We start from the raw sequence: 21146 nt of genomic DNA on the forward strand, positions 1-21146 counted from the left end.
CGTGAGGCCGCCTCCTACCCGATCCTGGTATTCATCGGCGATGCGGCTTTGTGCAGGAGCGAGCTTGCTCGCGAGCCGCACGGTGCCTGGAGCTGCCGGAGAGAGCGTTCGCAGGCGGACGCGCTGGGAGCGACGGTCAGTGCGTGCCCGTGGTTTTCCCTCTCCCTAACCCTCTCCCTGAAGGGAGAGGGTACTGTTAGGTGCAGGATGAAACCACTGTATCAGCGGGCCCGGTTAGCGCCCTCTCCCTTCAGGTAGAGGGGGGGGAGAGGGTTGAGCCTTTCGGGGAATTTCCTTGTGTGGGGTCCGTCCGCGCTCACTATTCGATCAATGCAGCTTCAAGCGTGGCTCCGTGCTGCGTCCGATGCGGTCCGCGATCATCAGCAGCGCGGTGCGGAACGGCCCGTAAAGCGCCACCTGGTGCATGCGGTACAGCGACACGTAGAACATCCGCGCCAGCCAGCCTTCGAGCTTGACGCTGCCCATCAGGTTACCCATCAGGTTGCCCACGGCGCTGAAGCGCGACAGCGAGATCAGCGAACCGTAGTCGGTGTAGCGGTACTCCGGCAGTGGCTTGCCATCGAGCTTCGCCACCAGTGCCTTGGCCAGCAGCGAAGCCTGCTGGTGCGCGGCCTGCGCGCGTGGCGGGACGGTACGTTCGCTACCATCGCCCATCGGGCAGGCCGCGCAATCGCCGAAGGCGAAGATGTTGTCATCGCGGGTCGTCTGCAGCGTAGGGCGAACCACCAGTTGGTTGATGCGGTTGGTCTCCAGGCCGTCGATCTCCTTGAGCAGGTTCGGCGCGCGAATACCCGCCGCCCAGACCTTCAGGCTCGCCGGAATGAACTCGCCCGCCGAAGTCCGCAGGCCGTCGGCCGTCACTTCCTGCACCGCCGAACCGGTCGCCACGCGCACGCCGAGTTTCTCCAGTGTCTGATGGACCGGTTGGCTGATGCGTTCGGGCAGCGCCGGCAGCACGCGCGGACCAGCCTCGATCAGGGTGATACGCATGTTCTGCGGCTGGATGCCGGTGAGGCCATAGGCCGCCAGTTCCTGCGCCGCATGGTGCAGCTCGGCGGACAGCTCGACCCCGGTGGCGCCGGCGCCAACGATGGCGACGCTGATCTGGTCGTCCTTGTCCTGCCCGGCGTGGGCGCGCAGGTAGTGAGTGAGCAGCAGCTTGTGGAAACGCTCGGCCTGCTCGCGGGTATCCAGGAAGATGCAGTGGTCCGCGGCGCCCTGGGTACCGAAGTCATTGGTGGTGCTGCCGATGGCCAGTACCAGGGTGTCGTAGTCCAGAGCGCGCGCCGGTACCAGCTCCTCGCCCTGCTCGTCGAGCGTGGCGGCGAGCTGGATGCGCTGGCTCGCGCGGTCCAGGCCGGTGAGGCGGCCGAGCTGGAATTCGAAGTGGTTCCATTTCGCCTGGGCGACGTAGTTCAGCTCATCCTCGGAGGAGTTGAGCGAGCCGGCGGCGACTTCGTGCAGCAGGGGTTTCCAGATGTGGGTGAGGTTGGCGTCGACGAGCGTAATGCGCGCCTTGCCCTTTTTACCCAGGGTGCGGCCGAGACGGGTCGCGAGCTCCAGCCCGCCGGCGCCGCCGCCGACGATCACGATACGATGGGACATGATGCATTCTCATAGCTTAGGGAATCCTGTATCGGCCCGTGGCGGCACGGCGCTCACGCAAGGTAGGCCAGGAGGCGGCTCAGCAAACCCAGGGCGATGACCACAGCGAGCAAGGCCCCCATCATCAGCCAGGGCTTGAACGGTGCACGCTGGACCTGGTGGACGGGGGAGCTGAGGTACTGATCGACCTTCTGCTGGTCTTCGGGGCTCAGGCGACTGGGCATGGGCGGCCTCCGTTTATAATGTCGAGCATTCTAGTAGGGCTCGGGCGGCCTCTCAATGCGCCGCCGATCAATGCAACTTTGCGTCGGCGCCTATTTACAGGCCGACGCCCATGTCGAAAAGGATGCTGCGCCCCAGGCTGCCGCGCAGGAAGTCCGGCGCATCACTGTGGGCGAAGAGCACGCGGGCGAAGGTCGGGCCGACCACCGATAGCGAGCGCCAGCCCTGGCGCAGGTACTCGGTAGGTGGCGGAAAAGGGGTATTGAAGTCTGGCGTCTCGCGCTTGAGGCTGACGAAGGCCAGCAGGTCCAGCTCGCGCGTGTCGATCCCGCGCTCGGTATAGTTGTGCGCCTTCTTGCGCAGTGTCGGCGCCAGGCGCGCCTGCAGTTCCGCGCAGGGAATCCGCCGCGGCCGCTGCTCGCGGCGGATCAGCTGGTTGAGGCTCTGGGCCATGCGCCGGCGCAGCAATTCCTCCTTCCATTCCTCGTTCAGCCGACGGCCCTGGTCGAGCACGAAGAACACTTCGAAGGTGGCATCGCGAAACAGCACATCCGGCGGCTGCTGCGTCGGTGCGACGAAGTCTTCCTGGCGGTACGGCACCTTCAGTGCTTGCAGCAGGCGCTGGCAGGCCCAGCACTCGCGCTCCCACTTGCGGGCATTGGAAAGGAAGTCGTTGGCTTGTTCCGCCTGGCGCGTCAGCAGGCGCAGATAATCGGTCTCGTTCATGCCTCAAGCATAGTTGCTGGCAACCGCAGGCGGGCGCCGATGCCGGTGTAGACTGTTGCCAATCATTGACGGTTCCGGGAAGGGGGAAGCGTGAGACGAGTACTGGGCGGATTGTTATTGATGGTACTGGCTAGCGTGGCGGTGGCGCAGGAGTCGCCGGCCATCGGCTGGACGCTGCTGGACCAGTTCGACAAACCCTACACGGCGAACGCCGACCTGAAAGTCCTGCTGGTTGCCCACGACATGGCCGGCGCCAAACTGGTGAAAGCGGCGCTGCTCGGCCGCCCGCAAGGCTATCTCGACGCGCGTCGCGCCGTCTTCGTCGCGGACATCAGCCGCATGCCCGCGCCCATCTCGAAGCTGTTCGCCATTCCTGCCATGCGCGATTACTCCTACCGCGTACTGCTCGACCGCGAGCCGCGTGTGGCCACTCGCTTTCCGGCCAAGGCCGAGGCGGTGACCTGGCTGCAACTCGAACACGGCAAGGTTGTCGCGACTCGCCAGTTCGATTCGATTGAAGCCTTGCGCCAGGCGTTGGAGCGGGGCGCGCCGTGATCGCCGCACAGCTGCTATCCGCAGAGACCCTCGAGATCGGCTGGGCGCTCTACCTGCCCGTCGTCGCCTGGGCGATCTGGCGCGCGCCTTGGCTGGAACTGATCAGCGACTTCCGCCGCCAGCACCTGGTGTTCGGCACCATGCTCGGGTTGTTCCTGCTCTGGCTGGTACGGCGGGACTTCGCTTCCGGGGTGTCCTTCCACTTCATCGGCATGACCGCCGTGACCCTGCTGCTGGACTGGCCGCTGGCGGTATTGGTCGGTTTGGTCGCGCAGCTGGGGCTGTGCGCCATCGGCCGGCAGGACTGGGCGGCCATCGGCGTCAACGGCATCCTGCTGGTGCTGATCCCGGTGGTCATTACCGAGCTTGCGGCGATCTTCGTCGAACGCCGACAACCGCGAAACCTGTTCGTCTACATCTTCTGCTCAGGCTTCTTCCCGGCCGCGCTCGCGGCGTTGTGCAGCCTGCTGCTGGGCCTCGGCCTGCTGTGGATGGACAGGATGTTCCCGATGCCGCCGTGGATCGAGGACTTCATCGGCTACCTCTGGCTGATCATGTTTCCCGAGGCGTTCATCAACGGCACCATCGTCACTGGGCTGGTGGTCTTCTATCCGGACTGGCTGGAAACCTTCAACCGCACGCGTTACCTGCAGGCGCCGTGGAAGGACGACGATGGAGCGCGCTGATGTTCGGCCATCTGCGAGGCCCATGGCCCTGGCGGTTTGATCCAGGTCAGTTCGTATGCCTCCTATGATCAGGGAAGCTTGGCCCCCACTCGCAAGGAGATAGCCGATGAGCATTCACAGCTGGGCCGAGCAGCGCCTCCACGAACTGCTGATTGAAGCCGAAGCGGCCGGCCAGGACCCGCAACTGGTTGTCCGCGCGCTGCTCAGCGCTGTGGTACAGGCCAACGCACAGGTGCGCACACAGGAAGACCTCGGCCATGAGCTGCATTTCCTCGCCGACAACCTGGACGAGGAGCGGGACTACGCCTTCATGCGGCCCTGAACGAAAAAGGCCCGCAGATGCGGGCCTTCCAATGTTTTGGGCCGGCGACTCAATGCCCGCGTGGCTTCTCCAGATCGCCAGAGAACAGCTCGTCTTCGAGGTTGTCGCCGGGGATCGCATGATCTTCGGCGGCCCAGGCGCCGAGGTCGATCAGCTTGCAGCGATGCGAACAGAAGGGGCGGAACTCGCTCTTGGCGCTCCACTCCACGGGGGCGCCACAAGTAGGGCATTCCACGGTCAGGGGTTGGCTCATGGTTGTCCTCCACGCAGGCCTAGATAGAACTGATGCAGACGCTCGACCTGCTGGTGCAGGTGACCGAGGTCGCCATCGTTGAGCAGCACGTCGTCCGCGTGCTTGAGTCGGTCTTCGCGCAAGGCCTGGGCCTTTAGAATCGAGCGGACCTGTTCTTCGGACACCTGGTCGCGGCGCATGGTGCGCTCCAGTTGCAGGTGTTCCGGGGTGTCCACCACCAACACGCGCTGGGTCATCCGGTACTGTCCGGATTCCACCAGCAGCGGCGAGACTAGGATGGCGTAGGGCGACTGCGCCTGCGCCAGGTTGCTGGCGATCTCCTGGCCGATCAGCGGGTGCAGCAACTGTTCCAGCCAGCGTCGTTCATCTTCGGCCTTGAAGATACGTTCGCGCAGGGCGGCGCGGTTGAGTTGGCCGTCCGGCAGCAGCAGGGCGTCGCCGAAGCGCTCGACGATCTTCGCCAGGGCAGGGCGGCCCGGCTCCACCACCCAGCGCGCAGCGTGGTCGGCGTCAACCATGTGTATGCCCAGCGAGGCGAAATGCTCGGCAGCGGCGCTCTTGCCGCTACCGATGCCGCCAGTGAGGCCTAGAATCCAGGGTTTCATCGTTCTCCTTCAGCCGGCCCGCTGGCCGTCCAATTGCGCCGACGAGACTCGGCGCAGGAGAAGGCTAGCGGAAACCGGCGAACTGCAGATAGGTCGCGGTTATTTGATCACCCCAGAGCAGTGCAATCCAGCCGGCGATGGCCAGATAGGGCCCGAAGGGGATCGGCGTACTGGTTTCGGCATTGCGCAAACGCAGCATGATCACGCCCAGCACAGCGCCCACCAGCGACGAGAACAGGATGGTCAGCGGCAGCACCTGCCAGCCACCCCAGGCGCCCAGCATGGCCAGCAGCTTGAAGTCGCCGTAGCCCATGCCTTCCTTGCCAGTGATCAGCTTGAACAACCAGTACACCGACCACAGGCTCAGATAGCCAAATACCGCGCCCCAGAGGGCATCGCCCAGGTTGGTGAACAGCCCGAAATGGTTGACGATCAACCCCAGCCAGAGCAGCGGCAGCACCAGGGCGTCCGGCAGCAGCTGATGATCGACGTCGATCATGCTCATCGCCAGCAGGCCCCAGGTCAGCAGCAGCATCGCCCCGGCCTGCCAGCCGAAGCCGTAATGCCAGGCGATGAAGGCCGACAGTACACCACAGGCCAGTTCCACCAACGGGTAGCGCTTGCTGATCGGCGCCTTGCAGGACGAACACTTGCCGCCCAGCGCCAGCCAACTGACCAGCGGGATGTTCTCCCAGGGTTTGATCTCATGGGAGCAATGCGGGCACTGGGAATTTGGCAGGATCAGGTTATAGGTCTTTTGCGGTTCTTCCTGCGGCAGGTTCAGCGTCTCCCGCGCCTGCTGCTGCCAGTCGAGCTCCATCATCCGCGGCAGGCGATGGATCACCACGTTGAGGAAGCTGCCGACCAGCAGGCCGAGGAGGGTGACGCATAAAACAAAGGCCAGCGGGGTGCTGGCCAGAAAGTCGAGAGCAGGCATGGGTTATACGACGGAGCCCAGTTGGAAGATCGGAAGATACATGGCGATGATCAGACCGCCGACCAGCACGCCCAGCACTGCCATGATCATGGGTTCCATCAACGTGGTCAGGTTGTCGACGGCGTTGTCGACCTCTTCCTCATAATAACTCGCGACTTTGTCGAGCATCGCATCCAGCGAACCGGATTCTTCGCCAATCGCCGCCATCTGGATGGCCATGCTGGGAAATACGCCGGTGGTACGCATGGAGAAGTTCAACTGGGTACCGGAGGAGACATCCTGCTTGATCTTGTTGACCGCCGTTCGGAAGACAACGTTGCCCGTAGCGCCGGAAACCGAATCCAGCGCCTCCACCAGCGGCACACCGGCAGCGAAGGTTGTCGACAGGGTGCGCGCATAGCGGGCGACGGCGGATTTGTAGAGGATATCGCCGACGATGGGTAATTTTAGGAGACCGCGATCGACGGAGTCGCGAAATTTCTCCGAGCGCTGATGTGCTGCCTTGATGATAAAGGCGACGACGAATATTCCGATGAGCACAACGAACCACCAGGCCTGCAGGATCTCCGAAAGGCCGATGACCATTTGGGTGAATGCGGGTAATTCGGCGCCAAAGCCCTCAAATACCGACTGGAATTGCGGTACCACTTTGATCAGCAAAATGGCCGAAACCACGACTGCGACAACGATCACCGCGATTGGGTAGGTCATCGCTTTCTTGATCTTGGCCTTGAGCGACTCGGTCTTCTCTTTGTAGGTCGCCACCCTGTCCAGCAAGGTTTCCAGTGCACCGGACTGCTCGCCCGCATCCACCAGGTTGCAGTAGAGATCGTCGAAATACAGCGGCTTCTTACGCAGCGAGTTGGCCAAGCTATTACCCGACGCGACTTCTTGCTTGATCTCCTCGACCAGCTTGCGCATGTTCGCGTTGTCGAAGCCCTCCGCAATGATGTCAAAGGACTGAAGAAGTGGTACACCGGAACCCATCATGGTCGCCATCTGCCGGGTGAACAGGGCGATATCCATGGGCTTGATCTTCTTGCCCTTACCGAGCAGGGAAAAGCTTTTCTTGCGAACCTTGGTCGGGTTAATACCCTGCTTGCGCAGTTGCGCCTTGACCAGCGCGGTGTTGACCCCAGAAAGCTCCCCTTTAACCTTCCCGCCCTTGCGATCAGTGCCTTCCCAGGTAAAGACACTGGTCTTCAATGCTTTTTCCGCCATGGATTAATCCTTGGTCACGCGGTTGACTTCCTCGAGGCTGGTAACGCCTTGCATGGCTTTTAGCAGGCCCGAGTTGCGCAGATCGTTGAAGCCTTCTTTGCGGGCCTGTTCGGCGATCTGAATGGAATTACCTTCTTCCATGATAATTCGCTGCAGGGCTGGCGTGATTTTAACCACTTCATAAATACCTACACGCCCCTTGTATCCATTCTTGCAATTTTCACATCCCACCGGTGAATACAGCTTGAAGGTGCCGATCTTTTCAGGTGGGAACCCTTCATGCAGCAGCGCCTCACGCGGGATGTCGTGCTCCTTTTTGCAGTGCGGGCAAAGCTTGCGGGCCAGGCGCTGGGCGATGATGAGGTTGGTCGACGTAGCCAGGTTGAAGGAGGCTACACCCATGTTCAGCAGGCGGGTCAGGGTTTCCGCGGCGCTGTTGGTGTGGAGTGTGGACATCACCATGTGGCCGGTCTGCGCAGCCTTGATGGCAATCTCGGCGGTTTCCAGGTCTCGGATTTCTCCCACCATGATGACGTCGGGATCCTGGCGCAGGAAAGCGCGCAGCGCCTGGGCGAAGTCCATACCCTGCCTGGGGTTGACGTTGACTTGGTTGATACCTTCGAGGTTGATTTCTACGGGGTCTTCCGCCGTGGAAATGTTGATGTCTGGTGTGTTGAGTATGTTCAGGCCGGTATAGAGCGATACAGTCTTGCCTGAACCAGTGGGGCCTGTCACCAGAATCATCCCCTGGGGTTGCTTGAGTGCATCCAGGTACAGTTGCTTCTGCTCTTCCTCATAGCCGAGAGCATCGATCCCCATCTGGGCGCTGGAGGAGTCGAGAATTCGCATCACGATCTTCTCTCCCCACAGCGTGGGTAGGGTATTGACGCGAAAGTCTATCGACTTGGTTTTGGATACGCGCATCTTGATCCGACCGTCCTGCGGCTTGCGGCGCTCGGAGATATCCAGGCCGGCCATGACCTTCAGACGTGCGGATATTCGGCTGGCTAATTGAATAGGGGGTTTGGCCGTCTCGTGCAGCATGCCGTCGGTACGGAAACGGACCCGGTAGACCTTTTCGTAAGGCTCGAAATGCAGGTCGGAAGAACCGCCTTTAATGGCATCCAACAGCATTTTATTGACAAAGCGCACCACGGGCGCGTCATCGGCGTCGCTGCCGGCGTCTTCCCGCTTTTCGGCGTCGCCGCTCTCGATGTCCAGGCTGGCGAGGTCCATGTCGAGGTCGTCCAGTCCCCCGGTCGCGCTCTCAAAAAGCTTCTCGATGGCGTCACCCAACCTGTCGTCATCGACCAGGATGGCTTCTGTGGTCAGGCCGGTGCTGAACTGTACGTCGGTGATGGCCTGGTGATTGGTTGGATCGGATAGGCCAACGAACAACTTATTGCCGCGCTTCCACAAAGGCAGGACACGGTGCTGGCGAACTAATTTCTCGCTGATCAACTCTTTGGGAAATGAATCCTTGTCCAGGCTACTCAGGTCGCAGTACGCGACGCCAAACTGCTCTGCGGCCAGCTCCGTCAGAGGACGTGATTTCACCAGCTTGTTCTGCACCAGGTAGGTCACCAACGGTAGCTTGTTCCGCTGGGCCTGCTGCTGGGCCTGCTGCGCGCTTTTTTCATCGAGCAGATCCGCGATCACTAACTGGCGGGCAAGTCCGGAAAGGACGACTTGGTCGTTCATGAGCATCAGGGCCTGGAGTAGATGTAGGCAGCCTTATAGCGCAGATGCCGAGGACTGCCAAATTGACAGCAGTAAGGTGTCCATTTTTGTCACTTCCTGCTGAAAACGCTCAGTGCAATCGTTGGGGGGTGCTTCTTACAGTAGGAAAACAACGCTTTGAGTGTTGGCATGGATGATGCTTTTGTCAGTTCAGGTCGTAGGACCTCTATTACTGACTCTAGGAGTTCAAGCATGAATGCTCAGAAAGGTTTCACTCTGATCGAACTGATGATCGTGGTTGCGATCATCGGTATCCTCGCCGCCATCGCCCTGCCGGCCTACCAAGACTACACTGTTCGCTCCCGTGTATCGGAGCTCGCGGTTATGGCTTCCGGCATGAAAGCGACTGTCGGTGAGAACATCGCCAACGCTGGTGCCATCGCTGCTGGCTCCTGCAATGGTGTAACCCTGATTACCACTACTAACGCTACTAAAAATACTGATTCCACCACCTGCACCGACACCACTGGTGTGATCGGCGTGAAGGGCACTTCTGCGGCCAAGTCTGTCACCCTGACCTACACTCCGACCCTGAACTCTACCACTGGCGTAATCTCCTGGGCTTGCACCACTGTTGCTACTGACTTCAAATACGTTCCCGCTGAATGCCGTAACACCGCGGCAGCAGCTCCGTAAGTCGGCATAACAAAGAAATGCGCCGCTCATGCGGCGCATTTTTTTTGGGAGATGTTACAGTATGCCAGGTCAGGTAAAATGTTTTATCTCTCCGCCCGTCGATTTTCTAATGATCGGTGGGCTCTCTTTAATTTGTTTTGTGTTGGTCTTGTCGCTGGGCTTGGATTCAGGCGATTTTGATATTTTTATGCTTGCTTGGTACCTCGCGTTTTTTGTTAATGGCCCGCATTTTCTTATCAGTTATGAAATGTTTTATGTCGGTCATGGTCGTAAAGTACTACGTGAGACTAGATTCTTTTTGGCTGGCATTATCGCTCCAGGGGTAATATTGGCGCTCTTGGTGCACTTGATTCTGACTGCGCGGGTCGATTTGCTCCGGGGTATTCTATATGTAATGTTCTTCACTGTTGGATGGCATTACGTAAAGCAGGCGTACGGTTGCTTCATAGTCTATGCAGGAGGTCAGGGCGCATATTTTGAGAAGTGGGAGCAGAAACTGATCAAGTACTCACTATTCCCCTTGTGGTGGGCGTCCTTTTTGCGATTGTTCGCAGGGGAAGGGACGGGAGGATACTGGGGGCTGGAGTATTCGGTTCCTGACTTCTTTTCAGGATGGGAAGGAATACTTCATTGGGTTTCCTTCGTAGGCGTTTTTCCATTGCTGTTGGTATTTTGGGTGCGCTGGAAGGGAGGGCGGAAATGGCCGGGGTTGGTGGCTATAACTCCGTTAGCTGCAGTCTATCTCTGGCTATCTCCATTGCTGCGAAATGAGTTTTTTGTTTTCATAATTCCGTTTTTTCATTCCCTTCAGTATTTGTTGTTCAGCGGGGCTTATACCAGGGGAAAAGTTTCTGCTTCCAAAAGAGGGTGGCGGGGCTATGTGGCATGGTGGGGCGGGGCTTTCATTTTTGCAGCTCTGGCTTTTTACTTCGTGCCAAGTTATCTCGATAGTCTGTCAATAACTCCAGTTGGTCTTCCAGTGGGGACGTTCATGATTTGCTTTCTGTTGTTTATTAATATACATCACTATTTCATTGATAATGTGATGTGGCGCGGGGGCAATCTCGAGGTGCGTTCTCACTTAGCTATGCGCGACGTTCCAAGACGCTCGACGCAAGCGGCATTACCGTATTGAGTTGCCGAAAATCTTTCGTTATTATGCGTGCACCGACGCGTTTAGTCCTCGGTAGGCCGGTGTAGCTCAGTCGGTAGAGCAGCTCATTCGTAATGAGAAGGTCAGGGGTTCGATTCCTCTTACCGGCACCAAATATACCGCTCCGAATGACCCTAAATCATCCCGGAGCTCAGGAAAGCCGGCCTCTTGGCCGGTTTTTTGTGCCCGTATAAATCTGTATGCTGATGCACAATCCAGGTTTTTAGGGGGACAAATAGGGGTAAGACCCGGTTCGATATTTCCGGTACCCTTAAAAATGACGCTATGGCCCGTCCCATCACACCTCTGAGCGATTCCAAGTGCGAAGCCCCCAAGTCGCGCGAGAAAGCCTACAAACTCGCCGACGGCCAAGGCCTCTACCTGTTTGTCCGTCTTAACGGCAGCAAGCTCTGGCAGATGAAGTACACCCGCCCCAACGGCAGCGAAAACATGCTTACCTTCGGCGAGTACGGCCGGCAGGGTCGATTTTGTTTGTCACCACCATCAGCTTTGGGTCGTTTCTCACTCAGCATTTGAAGCGGCTGGGCGTAGCTCACTGAGTCCTTCGCATTTGCGGATTCGATTCCACCGTAAGCCACAACTAGCTGATTGGTTTGTGGTTATCCTATGAGGCACATCGAAAAATCCACCAAATTCCAGCCCAGCGAAAGCCGGCACTCCCGGCTAACAACCGTCCGTCTGTCTCCGCACCATTTTCAGCAAAAAGCCCTGCTTTGAGCGGGGCTTTTTGTTTTCCGGCGTTCCATCTTGATGGTTTTAAAGCTGAAGCCCGAAAGCGATGGCATGTGTCGACGGTAATGGGGAGAAGCAACGAGTCTCTGCGCTAATTGGACCGAGGGGCATCCCAGCAGGAGGCGCAGCCACGCTTGACGTCCAATGGTAATGCTGCCGACTGCTGGATTAGATGTTCTCTCCACTGATTTTTAAGTTCAGCAGGGATCTGGTCGGTAACATCAATTTTCTCTTTATCCTTGGATGATAGGTTGAAGGTGTAACTTTGCCCGGAGCGAGTGTCGATCCAGTGTTTATAACGCGCGTCTGCCTGAGTATCGATAAGTCCTAAATACTGTGACTGTTGATAATTAATATAGCGGCGATTGTTTGGCTCCTGCAGGGAGATTCCTTCCCAGATGTCTGGAACTTTCATATTTAGTGCATGAAGCAAAGTGGGGGCAATATCTATCTGTGAAATATCTTTCGAGGGGGCTAGGGAGACGGTACTAGCTTTCCCAAAGGACAGCAATACGAGTGGGACTCGCAAGGACTCTTCCCAAACGCTCTGCGAATGAGTGTATAGACCGTGCTCGCCCAGAGACTCACCGTGGTCTCCGGTTATGACGACCAGTGTGTCCTCAAGATACCCTAGACTTGCCAGCTTGCTCAGTAACTCTGAAATAATCGCATCTGATTGAAGCACGCCCCGGTCATAATAGTTCACTGAGGACTGCACTGCGGCAGGCGTGGTCTCATGTTCCAGTGCGTACGCTTTTCCTGGGCCGAACTCTGGTGTCTCGTCGAAGCGTAGTCCGAGAGGGTGGGCTGACATGAGGTGGAACTGAATCATTACTGGATTTCCATCCCATTTTTTCTGGCCCTCCAGATGGTCCAGCAAGAGTCGGTCATCATTGACGTAGCGTTTCGTCTGGGATGCGCCATCGAAATACCCGTCAACCTTCCCATACATATTGGATAGGCCATAGAAATTCGTGTGATCGCCGGACAGTATGAGCTCTATTCGATATCCGTACTTCTTTAAGGTTTCATGAAGTGTGAAGGGATGCTCCGCTTGGTTGGCAATGTACTGGGAAGCTGCCAAACCACGCAGGCCGCAAATTGACTCGTTGCATACCGCCACCGCGGTGGTCGCCATTTGCAGCGAGCCCTGGGACTTGAACCGCTCCAGGTTTGGGGTCGTGCGGACGCTGTAGCCCAATAAGGAAAGATGGTCTGCACGCAATGCGTCAACGACGATTAGAATGACGTTGCTTTTATGTGCATTCATGCTCGGAACGTACGAACCGCGCGCGGCGTCCTGTTTTCGTTGTAGTTCATTCATTCGCATCAAGCCCATATGGTTGCTTTGCGCCCCCACTTCCGCATTGACGGCAAACAATACAAGGCTAAATGGTTCCCCTTTCCTTTCCCAGCCCAAGCTGTCGAAGGAGGCTATCTGTATCGAGAAAATACACAGCAGGCTGAACGCTATTACAGTAATTAGCGTGGGAGAGGCAAGCCGGTGAAGGTATGGAATCCAATCATATTTTCTGAAATATAAATAAACTATCCCTGAAGTAAAAATAAATAGGGAGATGAGTAGGCCAAAAATCCAATATGGATTTATGTCCAGCGCCTTTAGAGTGGCTGGGGCTTGTGATACGTACGAGTAAATCAATTGTGCAGATGCCACTCTCCCCCAAAATTTCAAGCCTATAAGCGCGCCGGTATATATGGCAAATAACCCGAAAAAGATACAGCTAATAATTACAGCTGCCAAGGCTTGTCTTAGCGCAGCGCTGACTGGCAGGAGGCTGATCAGAAGACGCACTCCCGCAATCGCCAGCGCAATCCAGGAAATCACAAGCAAATGGACAGCAAGAACACTGGGTGCAGCATGCATGAATTGTATATATATAAAGAGAAAGAGGAGGGGGAGGGTCAAGAATAGCCCGATTGCTGCAATTAGCCGTCGTGAAATGGAGAGGCTGCACTCAATGTGATTTCTAGGCATTTTTATATAGGCAATCCTAACTGCTCAAAAGCCTGAAAAACTCAGGTAGAAAGAGTTTTCGCACGGATTTCGATTGCTTGAATCGATGCAAGTCGCAACTCAATCCGCAAGTAATCGGGTTTGCTGTCGCCTGAATACTAAAAGCCGTGCGGGAAAATTTTAGAAGCCAGGTATCACAGTTTTGCTCAAGCTTGTTTCGAACTGCCGATTTTTGCCGATCTGGCATGGTGTGTATAGACAGCATGTCGGTCCGCTCTTGATTTTTGCTTGACCGCTGTGCAGGTCTACGTGACGGCCCCCAAAAACATAGGCGATGATAAATCACACGCGCCAAGTCTTCTATATTCCAACCATTCCATAACAAACACTAGCGTGCCCGAGCGCTGCTACTCACCGGAATAGTGCGAACACTGCTCGCCGGACGAGGTGGGGGCAAGAATATTCGCGTTTAGCCTCCTTGGAGGGGCCAGCCGCTGAGATCTTCGTACAATTTTTCCATCAGTTGCAGATGTGTTTGAGGCCGGGGCGGGCAGGAGATCACCCGCTGACTCTAGACCGAGAAGGCTCCAGTTCGCTATCAGGTCAAAATGGCAAAAGGAACGACGAAGAATCTCAGGCTTAAGGCGATCTGTTGTTCGCTGGATTTGCCGCAGGCAAGGAGTCACTGATATCGAGTGGCAGCGGCGTTCGAAGTGATGTAATGGCGCCGCTTGCTACCAAACAGCGCATCGAATGCATAGAGACCTCGTTTGGCAAAAACGACAGACCGCCCAAAAAATCAGTCGTAGCCGCTGGGGTTCTGGCTTTGCCAGTTCCAGGCGTCGCGGCACATGTCTTCGATGTCGCGGGTGGCGGTCCAGCGCAGTTCAGCGCTAGCCAGGGTGGGGTCTGCGTGGTAGCTGGCGATATCGCCGTCGCGGCGCGGCAGGAACTGGAAGGGCAGGTCGTGGCCGCAGGCCTTTTCGTAGGCGTGGATGATTTCCAGCACGCTGTAGCCTCGGCCTGTGCCGAGGTTGAAGGTCTTTGCGCCGCTGGCGCCGTCCAGCCAGCGCAGGGCGCTGAGGTGGGCGTTGGCCAGGTCGACGACGTGCAGGTAGTCGCGCACGCCGGTGCCGTCCGGAGTGGGGTAGTCGTTGCCGAAGACGCGGATGAAAGGCTGTTTGCCGGTGGCCACCTGGGACACGTAGGGCATCAGGTTGTTGGGGGTGCCGTTGGGGTCTTCGCCGATGCGTCCGCTGGCGTGCGCACCCACCGGGTTGAAGTAGCGCAGGATGGCCATGGTCCACTGCGGGTCGGCGTGGGCGATGTCGCGCAAGGCGATTTCCGCCATCAGCTTGGATTGGCCGTAGGGGCTGGCCGGGCCGGTGGGGGCGTCCTCGCGGATCGGGCTTTCGGCCGCCAAGCCGTAAACAGTGGCTGAAGAGCTATAGATGAAGCGCTTCACGCCATGACGTTGCATGACCTGGCACAGGGTGATGGTGCCGGCAAAGTTGGTCTGGTAATAGGCGATGGGGTCGGCCACTGACTCGGCGACGGACTTCAGGCCGGCCAAGTGAATGGTGGCGTCGATCTCGTGTTCGCAGAACAGGCGGTCAAGAACGGCTTCGTCGCGGACATCGCCTTCCACGAAGGGGACGGCCTGGCCGGTCAGTCGTGCGATGCGCTGCAGCGGAATGGGCGAGCTGTTGCTGAGGTTGTCGAGGATGACGGGGTGGAAGCCCTGCTCGATCAGTTCCAGGCAGATGTGAGAGCCGATGTAGCCACAGCCACCGGTCAACAGAATCCTTTTCGTCATGATCGCGCCAATGCTCCCTGGGCTCGCTCGTCGATTCGTGAGCACCTGAGTATGTCAGAGGCGCACGAATCGGCACTATGAGGGCGAGGTGATCGTGTCGACAGGTCTGAAAGGTCTTACTGAGACTTACAAGCTCAGCCGCATCGACAGATCCAGCGCCTTGACGTCTTTGGTCAGGGTGCCGATGGAGATGTAGTCCACGCCGGTCTCGGCGATGGTGCGCAGGGTGGTTTCGGTGATGCCGCCCGACGCCTCCAGCTTGGCGCGCCCAGCGGTGAGGGTCACGGCGGTGCGCATGTCGTCCAGGCTCAGTTCGTCGAGCATGACGATGTCGGCGCCGGCGTCCAGGGCCTGGCGCAGTTCGTCCAGGTCCTCCACTTCGATTTCTACCGGCTTGCCGGGGGCGATCTGGTGGGCGGCTGCGATGGCCTGGGCGATACCGCCGCAGGCGGCGATATGGTTTTCCTTGATCAGGAAGGCATCGTAAAGGCCGATGCGGTGGTTATGGCATCCGCCGCAGGTGATCGCATACTTCTGCGCCAGGCGCAGGCCGGGCAGGGTCTTGCGGGTGTCGAGCAGCTTCACGCCGGTGCCTTCCACCAGGTCGGCATAATGGCGGGCGCGGCTGGCGGTGCCGGAAAGCAGCTGGAGGAAGTTCAGTGCGCTGCGCTCGCCGGTGAGCAGGGCGCGCGCTGGGCCCTCCAGGGTGAACAGGGTCTGGTCGGCGCTGACCTGCTCGCCGTCGCTGACCTGCCATTTCACCTGCACGCGCGAATCGACCTGGCGAAACACCTCGTCGACCCAGGCAGTGCCAGCAATGGTGGCATTTTCGCGGGTGATGATACGGGCGCTGGCGTCGCGCTCGGCGGGAATCAATTGAGCGGTGATGTCGCCGCTGCCGACATCTTCGGCCAGGGCGGCGCGGACGTTGGCCTGGATTTCCGCGGAAAGCTCGGCGAGGGTGAGGTTCGGCATGGAGGACTCCTGTTCGCAGTGGCGCGATTATACGGGCGGGGAGGCGAGGCGGGGAGGCACGGCAGCTTTTTGGACTGCCGTGCGATTTGTCTGACGGACGGTGGCTATCTCTGTGTGAATTTCTTCAAGAATGCGTGAAATGTCTCTTGGTTGTGTAAGAAGCTTCCCTATAATGACGTTGAACCTTTCCGCTTTTTGACGCCACTAAATTGACGTTACGGATGACGCTTCGATGACTGTTGGTGCCGCCAGTTGTGTCTGACGGCAGGAGACTTGCGATGCAGAACGACGCGAACGTAGTGCCGCTGAATAAGTCGGCCACGGAAAAATCGCAGACTTCGTTCGCTGGACGTGTTCCGGCGGGGCTGGTCGCTGTCCGCGATAAAGTCGCCGTCCAACTGCGTCATGCCATGCAGGCTCTGTTCGATAACGCCGACGACACGTTGTTCGAGATGGCCGATCGCGCCGCCAACAATGCCGAACAGAGTGCGTACTTCGAAGCGATGCGCGACCTGCGCCTCAAGCGCAAGGGTATCGAGCGCGGCTTTCTGCAGAAGGTCTTCGAAAGCTTCGCCAACCTGAACCAGTATGAAATCGGCCGAGCGCCGGCGCTGGATACGGTCTCCTACGAGAATCTCACCCTGGTGCAGAACGACGAACTGGAAGAGTCCGTCGCCCTGGACGCCATGGTCGCCAAGGTGATGAGCCGCGACGGTGTCGCCCTCACGCACCTCACTACCCGTTTCAACACCCTGGTCAGCAGGAAGGTCGAGGACAAGAACAACCCGCTCGGTCCGCGCCAGCTCTGCGAAGCCTTCCTCGAGGCCTGCCGTGGCCTGGGGGTGGAGATCAAGGTCAAGCTGATCATCCTCAAGCTCTTCGAAAAGTACGTGCTGGCCGATGCCGAGCACCTGTACGCGGAGGCCAACCAGACGCTGATCGCCCTGGGCGTGCTGCCGGAGCTCAAATCCGTCCCGCTGCGCCGTCCGCCGCAACGCACCTTGGCCAACCAGGGCGCTGCGCCGGCCGGCGGCGCCACCGCTGATGCGGGCGAGCAGGCGGCTGGCCAGTACATGGATGCCGACAGCCAGGCCGCCTTCGCCGCCCTGCGCGACCTGCTCTCGCAAGTGCGCGGCAGTGCCGCCCCTACGCGCTCCATGCCTGCCGATGCGGTACCGATTTCCAGCAACGACCTGATGCGCCTGCTGTCCCACCTGCAGTCGCACCTGCCAGCGCAAACCATCGATGAAGTCGACGTGCGCCAGCATCTGGACCACCTGCTGACCCGCGTCAGCAGCAAGAGCGGCCGTTCCCGCGTGGTCGGCCAGGTGGACGAGGACGTCATCAACCTCGTCTCCATGCTCTTCGAGTTCATCCTCGATGACCGCACCCTGCCGGACTCGCTCAAGGCACTTATCGGCCGCATGCAGATCCCGATGCTCAAGGTCGCGGTTCTCGACAAGACTTTCTTCAGCCGTGGCAGCCACCCGGCGCGTCGCCTGCTCAACGAGATCGCCTCGGCCGCCCTGGGCTGGGCCGAGCAATCCGATGGCCAGCGCGACCACCTGTACCAGAAGATCGAGCAGGTGGTGATGCGCCTGTTGAATGACTTCGTCGACGACCCGGCGATCTTCTCCGAGCTGCTCGACGAGTTCATCTCCTTCACCGGCGATGAGCGCCGCCGCAGCGACCTGCTGGAACAGCGCACCCGCGATGCCGAGGAAGGCCGCGCCCGCGCCGAACTGGCCCGCCAGGATGTTGAAGGCGTGCTCAATGAGCGTCTGCTGGGGCGCACGCTGCCCGAAGTGGTGGTGCGCCTGCTGCAGGAAGCCTGGAGCCAGGTCCTGCTCCTCACCTGCCTGAAGCACGGTACTCGTTCCAGCGAGTGGGAAGCCGCGCTGGCGACCATGGACGATCTGATCTGGAGCGTGGAGCCCCACGAGGACCCGGATTCGCGCCTGCGCCTGCTGGAGATGGTCCCGCAGCTGCTCAAGTCGCTGCGTGAAGGTCTGGCTTCGGCGGCCTTCGATCCGTTCTCCACGGGCGAATTCTTCAGCCGCCTGGAAGGGCTGCACGTCCAGGCCTTCCAACGCTACAAGCAGGTGGAGGAAGCTCCGCTGCTCGATCTGGACGACGACCTGCCGCTGCTGGATGATCCGCTGGAGGCGCCCGTCGCGCCGGCTGCCACTCAGCCAGCCATGGTGGCGGTGCTCGAGGAGATCGTCCTTGCCTCGCCGGAACCGGCCCGTGCGGTCGAGCCCGAAGAGGCCTTTGCCGATGACGACGAGTCGCTGCGCAAGGTCGACGAGCTGCGCGTCGGCAGCTGGGTGGAAATCCAGGAAGACGCAGAGCACAAGCTGCGCTGCAAGCTGGCTGCGGTGATTCGTCCGAGCGGCCGCTACATCTTCGTCAACCGTACCGGCATGAAGGTGCTGGAAAAGACCCGCATGAGCCTGGCCGTCGAGTTCCGCCGCAACGCCGTGCGCCTGCTCGACGACGCGCTGCTGTTCGACCGCGCGCTGGAGTCGGTGATCGGCAATCTGCGCCGCCTGAAAAACGCCTGAAGAGCGCTCGAGCCCGCTGGCCGTGCGCCAGCGAGTTCATTTCCCCCGTCGCCTGCTTTAGAGTGGGGCTCTGCCAAGGAGTCTCCATGCAGATCGACCCCGAATCCGGCTGGTGCCTCGAAGCCCAGCGCTGTCCCTCGCCGAACTTCAACGCGCGCCCCGACGGCGAGGAAGTCTCGCTGCTGGTCATCCACAACATCAGCCTGCCGCCCGGCCAGTTCGGAACCTGCAAGGTGCAGGAGTTCTTCCAGAACCGCCTGGACGCCGACGAGCATCCGTACTTCGCCGGTATCTGCAGCCTGACGGTTTCCGCGCATTTCCTCATCGAGCGCGACGGCTCGCTGTTCCAGTTCGTTTCCTGCAACTCGCGCGCCTGGCATGCCGGTGTATCGCGCTTCGACGGGCGCGAGAACTGCAACGATTTCTCCATCGGCATCGAGCTTGAAGGTACCGATACCGAGCCCTACAGCGAACGCCAGTACGAGGTGCTCGCCGAGCTGACGCGACAATTGCGCAAGGTGTACCCGGCTATCACCGCGGAGCGCATCCAGGGGCACTGCGACATCGCCCCCGAGCGCAAGACCGACCCTGGCGAGGCGTTCGACTGGGCGCGCTACTTTGCCGATATTGGCGCCGGCCTGAAGAAGGAGCCGACATGAGTTTCCTGGTGCTGTTGCTGGTCCTGCTGGTCGAGAAATTCTCCGGTTGGCGCGCAAAGGTTCAGCGCGACGGCTGGTGGCTCGGCTGGCTCGATGCCGTGGGCGGCGTGAAGCCACTGGTGGCGCAGCCCTGGCTGGGCCTGCTGGTGGCGCTGCTGCCGCCGCTGCTGTTGCTGGCGCTGTTGCTGACTGTTCTCGAGCCGGTGGCCTACGGCCTGCTGGCGCTGCCGGTGCAGTTGCTGGTGGTGGTCTGGAGCCTGGGCCGCGGTGACGTGCTGCGGGCCATCGGGCCGTTCCGCGACGCCTGGCGCCGCGAGGATGCCCAGGCCGCTTACCACGTCGCCGAGCGTGATCTGGGCGTGCAGGTACAGGCCGATGGCGACAACGACCTGCTCGCCGTGGTGCAGGGCACGCTGGTGTGGGAGGCCTACCAGGCGTTCTTCGCGGTGATCTTCTGGTACGCGCTGCTCGGCCCGGTGGCCGCGCTGGCCTATCGGCTGCTCGCCATCGCTGCCGAGCAGGCCCCCCGGCCGGAGCTGCGCGAGCGCGCCGCGCAACTGCGACATGCCTTCGACTGGCTGCCCTCGCGGGCGCTGGTGCTGAGCTTCGCCCTGGTGGGCAACTTCGTCGCGGTCACCCGCACCCTGCTGCATGACCTGCTGGCCTGGGACGTGCCTGCCGCTCGTCTGCTGGCGCGCGCCGGTTATGTCGCGGAAGACTTCAACGAGGGCGGCCTGGGTGACAAGGGCGTCGCCAGCCTGGACGCCCTCTGGCAACTGCTGGTGCGCTCCGCAGTGCTCTGGTACGCCGCCTTCGCGGTCTGGACGCTGCTGCTCTGAGGCGGCGAATCGGGCCGGCAACCGCCGGTCCGATGATGGCATTTTAACCTTAAGTTACAGAACTCCCCGCCGATATCAGGTACACATCGAACCCGAAGCGTGAGGTGATGGCCGCTGCATGACTGTGGCCGCTCCGGTGAGCGCGCGTGGCGACGACCCGTCCAGGGGCGCGCCGCACATCCCCGACAAGCAACATAACAATAACGGGAACAGGAGACGTCTTACGTGAGGACTGTGCTCTATCCGGCCATCGCGCTGATGAACCGCCTGAGCTTTGGCATGAAGTTCAGTTTGATCAGCGTGCTGTTCTTTCTGCCGATGCTGATCACCAACTTCTATCTGGTGCGCGACTCCTATGGGCAGTTCGTCAGTACCCGCGCCGAGCTCGAAAGTCTCCAGCTGATCGGCAACGGGCTGCAGGTGCGTCGCCACCTCGAGTCCTACAACGACCTGTTGCAGATCAACGGGATTCTTGGCCAGTCCAGCAAGACCGCTGGCCTCGACTCGCGCATCAGTCAGTTGCACAAGGACCTGCAGGCGCAGATCAGCGCCCTGCAACCGGTTAGCCCTGACGCCGAACAGATTGCCGAATTCAATGCCAAGCGCGATGAGCTGCTGGCCAGCCTGAAGGGCGTCGATGCCGAGGGCTCGTTGCAGAGCAAGGCGGCCATGGCGGCGCGCCTGCTCAGCGAAGTGCAGGTCTTCAACAAATTGCTGGTATCCCAGGCCGGCCTGAGCCAGGACGACGCCCGTGACCTGCGCCAGCTCGCCGAGCTGATCACCTCCGGTACACCGCACGTCACCGAGACCCTCAGCCAGGGCCGCACCATGGGTTCTGGCGCGCTGGGACAGGGTTTCCTCAACTCCTCCACCAGCAGCAAGC

General features: G+C 59.8%; 20 protein-coding genes and 1 tRNA gene. 10 read left to right on the forward strand and 11 right to left on the reverse strand.

Annotated elements, in window-relative coordinates; genetic code table 11:
- Positions 1 to 327: 327 nt before the first annotated feature.
- From C167_RS0102765 to C167_RS0102775, 3 genes are all read right to left on the reverse strand, one after another.
- Entirely contained in the window at positions 328 to 1626 is a 1299-nt protein-coding gene (locus C167_RS0102765) for an NAD(P)/FAD-dependent oxidoreductase (protein WP_017516730.1), read from the reverse strand.
- Positions 1627 to 1679: 53 nt separating this feature from the next.
- The gene (locus C167_RS32110) at positions 1680 to 1850 is read right to left on the reverse strand and encodes a DUF3094 domain-containing protein (RefSeq protein ID WP_017516731.1); all 171 of its coding nucleotides are present in this window, start codon (positions 1848 to 1850) and stop codon (positions 1680 to 1682) included.
- Between the two features lie 94 nt (positions 1851 to 1944).
- Entirely contained in the window at positions 1945 to 2574 is a 630-nt protein-coding gene (locus C167_RS0102775) for a DUF1780 domain-containing protein (protein ID WP_017516732.1), read from the reverse strand.
- A gap of 120 nt (positions 2575 to 2694) precedes the next feature.
- Here C167_RS0102775 and C167_RS0102780 point away from each other — a divergent pair, with 120 nt between their 5' ends.
- The 3 genes from C167_RS0102780 to C167_RS0102790 all read left to right on the forward strand — a co-directional run bounded on the left by C167_RS0102780 (position 2695) and on the right by C167_RS0102790 (position 4137).
- Entirely contained in the window at positions 2695 to 3129 is a 435-nt protein-coding gene (locus C167_RS0102780; protein ID WP_017516733.1) for a hypothetical protein, read from the forward strand.
- Entirely contained in the window at positions 3126 to 3815 is a 690-nt protein-coding gene (locus C167_RS0102785; RefSeq protein ID WP_017516734.1) for an energy-coupling factor ABC transporter permease, read from the forward strand. Before C167_RS0102780 ends, C167_RS0102785 begins: the two co-directional genes overlap by 4 nt.
- Positions 3816 to 3921: 106 nt before the next feature.
- Positions 3922 to 4137 (forward strand): hypothetical protein, encoded by a 216-nt coding sequence (locus tag C167_RS0102790; RefSeq protein WP_017516735.1) that lies wholly within the window; start codon positions 3922 to 3924, stop codon positions 4135 to 4137.
- A 49-nt stretch (positions 4138 to 4186) separates the two neighbouring features.
- Here C167_RS0102790 and yacG read toward each other — a convergent pair whose 3' ends face one another.
- From yacG to pilB, 5 genes are all read right to left on the reverse strand, one after another.
- Positions 4187 to 4390 carry a DNA gyrase inhibitor YacG gene (yacG, locus tag C167_RS0102795; RefSeq protein ID WP_017516736.1) on the reverse strand — a complete coding sequence of 68 codons (204 nt, stop codon included), beginning with the start codon at positions 4388 to 4390 and terminating at the stop codon, positions 4187 to 4189.
- Entirely contained in the window at positions 4387 to 4995 is a 609-nt protein-coding gene (gene coaE, locus C167_RS0102800; RefSeq protein WP_017516737.1) for a dephospho-CoA kinase, read from the reverse strand. The genes yacG and coaE overlap by 4 nt, the downstream gene beginning before the upstream one ends.
- 64 nt (positions 4996 to 5059) lie before the next feature.
- The gene (locus C167_RS0102805; RefSeq protein WP_017516738.1) at positions 5060 to 5932 is read right to left on the reverse strand and encodes a prepilin peptidase; all 873 of its coding nucleotides are present in this window, start codon (positions 5930 to 5932) and stop codon (positions 5060 to 5062) included.
- Positions 5933 to 5935: 3 nt separating this feature from the next.
- Complete coding sequence (locus tag C167_RS0102810) at positions 5936 to 7153, reverse strand: type II secretion system F family protein (protein ID WP_017516739.1); 1218 nt, start codon at positions 7151 to 7153, stop codon at positions 5936 to 5938.
- A gap of 3 nt (positions 7154 to 7156) precedes the next feature.
- Positions 7157 to 8854 (reverse strand): type IV-A pilus assembly ATPase PilB, encoded by a 1698-nt coding sequence (gene pilB / locus C167_RS0102815; RefSeq protein ID WP_026078760.1) that lies wholly within the window; start codon positions 8852 to 8854, stop codon positions 7157 to 7159.
- 231 nt (positions 8855 to 9085) lie between these two features.
- Here pilB and C167_RS0102820 point away from each other — a divergent pair, with 231 nt between their 5' ends.
- From C167_RS0102820 to C167_RS34830, 4 genes are all read left to right on the forward strand, one after another.
- Positions 9086 to 9529, forward strand: coding sequence for a pilin (locus C167_RS0102820; protein WP_017516741.1), 444 nt, complete (start codon positions 9086 to 9088; stop codon positions 9527 to 9529).
- A gap of 109 nt (positions 9530 to 9638) precedes the next feature.
- Positions 9639 to 10664: a hypothetical protein gene (locus C167_RS0102825; RefSeq protein WP_017516742.1), complete on the forward strand. Its 1026-nt coding sequence runs from the start codon at positions 9639 to 9641 to the stop codon at positions 10662 to 10664.
- A gap of 55 nt (positions 10665 to 10719) precedes the next feature.
- A tRNA-Thr gene (locus C167_RS0102830) sits at positions 10720 to 10795 on the forward strand.
- 172 nt (positions 10796 to 10967) lie between these two features.
- Positions 10968 to 11219, forward strand: a complete 252-nt coding sequence (locus C167_RS34830) for an Arm DNA-binding domain-containing protein (RefSeq protein WP_085988831.1) — start codon at positions 10968 to 10970, stop codon at positions 11217 to 11219.
- Positions 11220 to 11526: 307 nt separating this feature from the next.
- Here the strand turns inward: C167_RS34830 and C167_RS0102835 are convergent, their stop codons facing one another.
- The 3 genes from C167_RS0102835 to nadC form a co-directional block, all read right to left on the reverse strand.
- Positions 11527 to 13320, reverse strand: a complete 1794-nt coding sequence (locus C167_RS0102835; RefSeq protein WP_157791814.1) for a sulfatase-like hydrolase/transferase — start codon at positions 13318 to 13320, stop codon at positions 11527 to 11529.
- Positions 13321 to 14209: 889 nt separating this feature from the next.
- Entirely contained in the window at positions 14210 to 15226 is a 1017-nt protein-coding gene (gene galE, locus C167_RS0102840) for a UDP-glucose 4-epimerase GalE (RefSeq protein WP_037005951.1), read from the reverse strand.
- 126 nt (positions 15227 to 15352) lie between these two features.
- On the reverse strand, positions 15353 to 16201 hold the full coding sequence (nadC, locus tag C167_RS0102845; RefSeq protein ID WP_017516745.1) for a carboxylating nicotinate-nucleotide diphosphorylase: 849 nt from the start codon (positions 16199 to 16201) through the stop codon (positions 15353 to 15355).
- A 278-nt stretch (positions 16202 to 16479) separates the two neighbouring features.
- Between nadC and C167_RS0102850 the strand changes: the two genes are divergently transcribed.
- The 3 genes from C167_RS0102850 (at position 16480) to ampE (ending at position 20263) form a co-directional block, all read left to right on the forward strand.
- Positions 16480 to 18765, forward strand: a complete 2286-nt coding sequence (locus C167_RS0102850; protein WP_017516746.1) for a DUF1631 domain-containing protein — start codon at positions 16480 to 16482, stop codon at positions 18763 to 18765.
- 86 nt (positions 18766 to 18851) lie between these two features.
- Positions 18852 to 19424: a 1,6-anhydro-N-acetylmuramyl-L-alanine amidase AmpD gene (ampD, locus tag C167_RS0102855; RefSeq protein WP_017516747.1), complete on the forward strand. Its 573-nt coding sequence runs from the start codon at positions 18852 to 18854 to the stop codon at positions 19422 to 19424.
- Positions 19421 to 20263 carry a regulatory signaling modulator protein AmpE gene (ampE, locus tag C167_RS0102860; RefSeq protein WP_017516748.1) on the forward strand — a complete coding sequence of 281 codons (843 nt, stop codon included), beginning with the start codon at positions 19421 to 19423 and terminating at the stop codon, positions 20261 to 20263. The genes ampD and ampE overlap by 4 nt, the downstream gene beginning before the upstream one ends.
- Positions 20264 to 21146: the final 883 nt, after the last annotated feature.

It is taken from the genome of Pseudomonas nitroreducens TX1 (assembly GCF_000313755.1).
In the GTDB taxonomy this organism is placed as follows: Bacteria; Pseudomonadota; Gammaproteobacteria; order Pseudomonadales; family Pseudomonadaceae; genus Pseudomonas; species Pseudomonas nitroreducens_A.

Excerpts from the sequence above, each read along its gene's own strand:
- C167_RS0102765 (WP_017516730.1), bottom strand. The coding sequence starts at position 1,626 with ATGTCCCATCGTATCGTGATCGTCGGCGGCGGCGCCGGCGGGCTGGAG.
- C167_RS32110 (WP_017516731.1), bottom strand. The coding sequence starts at position 1,850 with ATGCCCAGTCGCCTGAGCCCCGAAGACCAGCAGAAGGTCGATCAGTAC.
- C167_RS0102775 (WP_017516732.1), bottom strand. The coding sequence starts at position 2,574 with ATGAACGAGACCGATTATCTGCGCCTGCTGACGCGCCAGGCGGAACAA.
- C167_RS0102780 (WP_017516733.1), top strand. The coding sequence starts at position 2,695 with ATGGTACTGGCTAGCGTGGCGGTGGCGCAGGAGTCGCCGGCCATCGGC.
- C167_RS0102790 (WP_017516735.1), top strand. The coding sequence starts at position 3,922 with ATGAGCATTCACAGCTGGGCCGAGCAGCGCCTCCACGAACTGCTGATT.
- yacG (WP_017516736.1), bottom strand. The coding sequence starts at position 4,390 with ATGAGCCAACCCCTGACCGTGGAATGCCCTACTTGTGGCGCCCCCGTG.
- coaE (WP_017516737.1), bottom strand. The coding sequence starts at position 4,995 with ATGAAACCCTGGATTCTAGGCCTCACTGGCGGCATCGGTAGCGGCAAG.
- C167_RS0102805 (WP_017516738.1), bottom strand. The coding sequence starts at position 5,932 with ATGCCTGCTCTCGACTTTCTGGCCAGCACCCCGCTGGCCTTTGTTTTA.
- C167_RS0102810 (WP_017516739.1), bottom strand. The coding sequence starts at position 7,153 with ATGGCGGAAAAAGCATTGAAGACCAGTGTCTTTACCTGGGAAGGCACT.
- pilB (WP_026078760.1), bottom strand. The coding sequence starts at position 8,854 with ATGAACGACCAAGTCGTCCTTTCCGGACTTGCCCGCCAGTTAGTGATC.
- C167_RS0102820 (WP_017516741.1), top strand. The coding sequence starts at position 9,086 with ATGAATGCTCAGAAAGGTTTCACTCTGATCGAACTGATGATCGTGGTT.
- C167_RS0102825 (WP_017516742.1), top strand. The coding sequence starts at position 9,639 with ATGATCGGTGGGCTCTCTTTAATTTGTTTTGTGTTGGTCTTGTCGCTG.
- C167_RS34830 (WP_085988831.1), top strand. The coding sequence starts at position 10,968 with ATGGCCCGTCCCATCACACCTCTGAGCGATTCCAAGTGCGAAGCCCCC.
- C167_RS0102835 (WP_157791814.1), bottom strand. The coding sequence starts at position 13,320 with ATGCATGCTGCACCCAGTGTTCTTGCTGTCCATTTGCTTGTGATTTCC.
- galE (WP_037005951.1), bottom strand. The coding sequence starts at position 15,226 with ATGACGAAAAGGATTCTGTTGACCGGTGGCTGTGGCTACATCGGCTCT.
- nadC (WP_017516745.1), bottom strand. The coding sequence starts at position 16,201 with ATGCCGAACCTCACCCTCGCCGAGCTTTCCGCGGAAATCCAGGCCAAC.
- C167_RS0102850 (WP_017516746.1), top strand. The coding sequence starts at position 16,480 with ATGCAGAACGACGCGAACGTAGTGCCGCTGAATAAGTCGGCCACGGAA.
- ampD (WP_017516747.1), top strand. The coding sequence starts at position 18,852 with ATGCAGATCGACCCCGAATCCGGCTGGTGCCTCGAAGCCCAGCGCTGT.
- ampE (WP_017516748.1), top strand. The coding sequence starts at position 19,421 with ATGAGTTTCCTGGTGCTGTTGCTGGTCCTGCTGGTCGAGAAATTCTCC.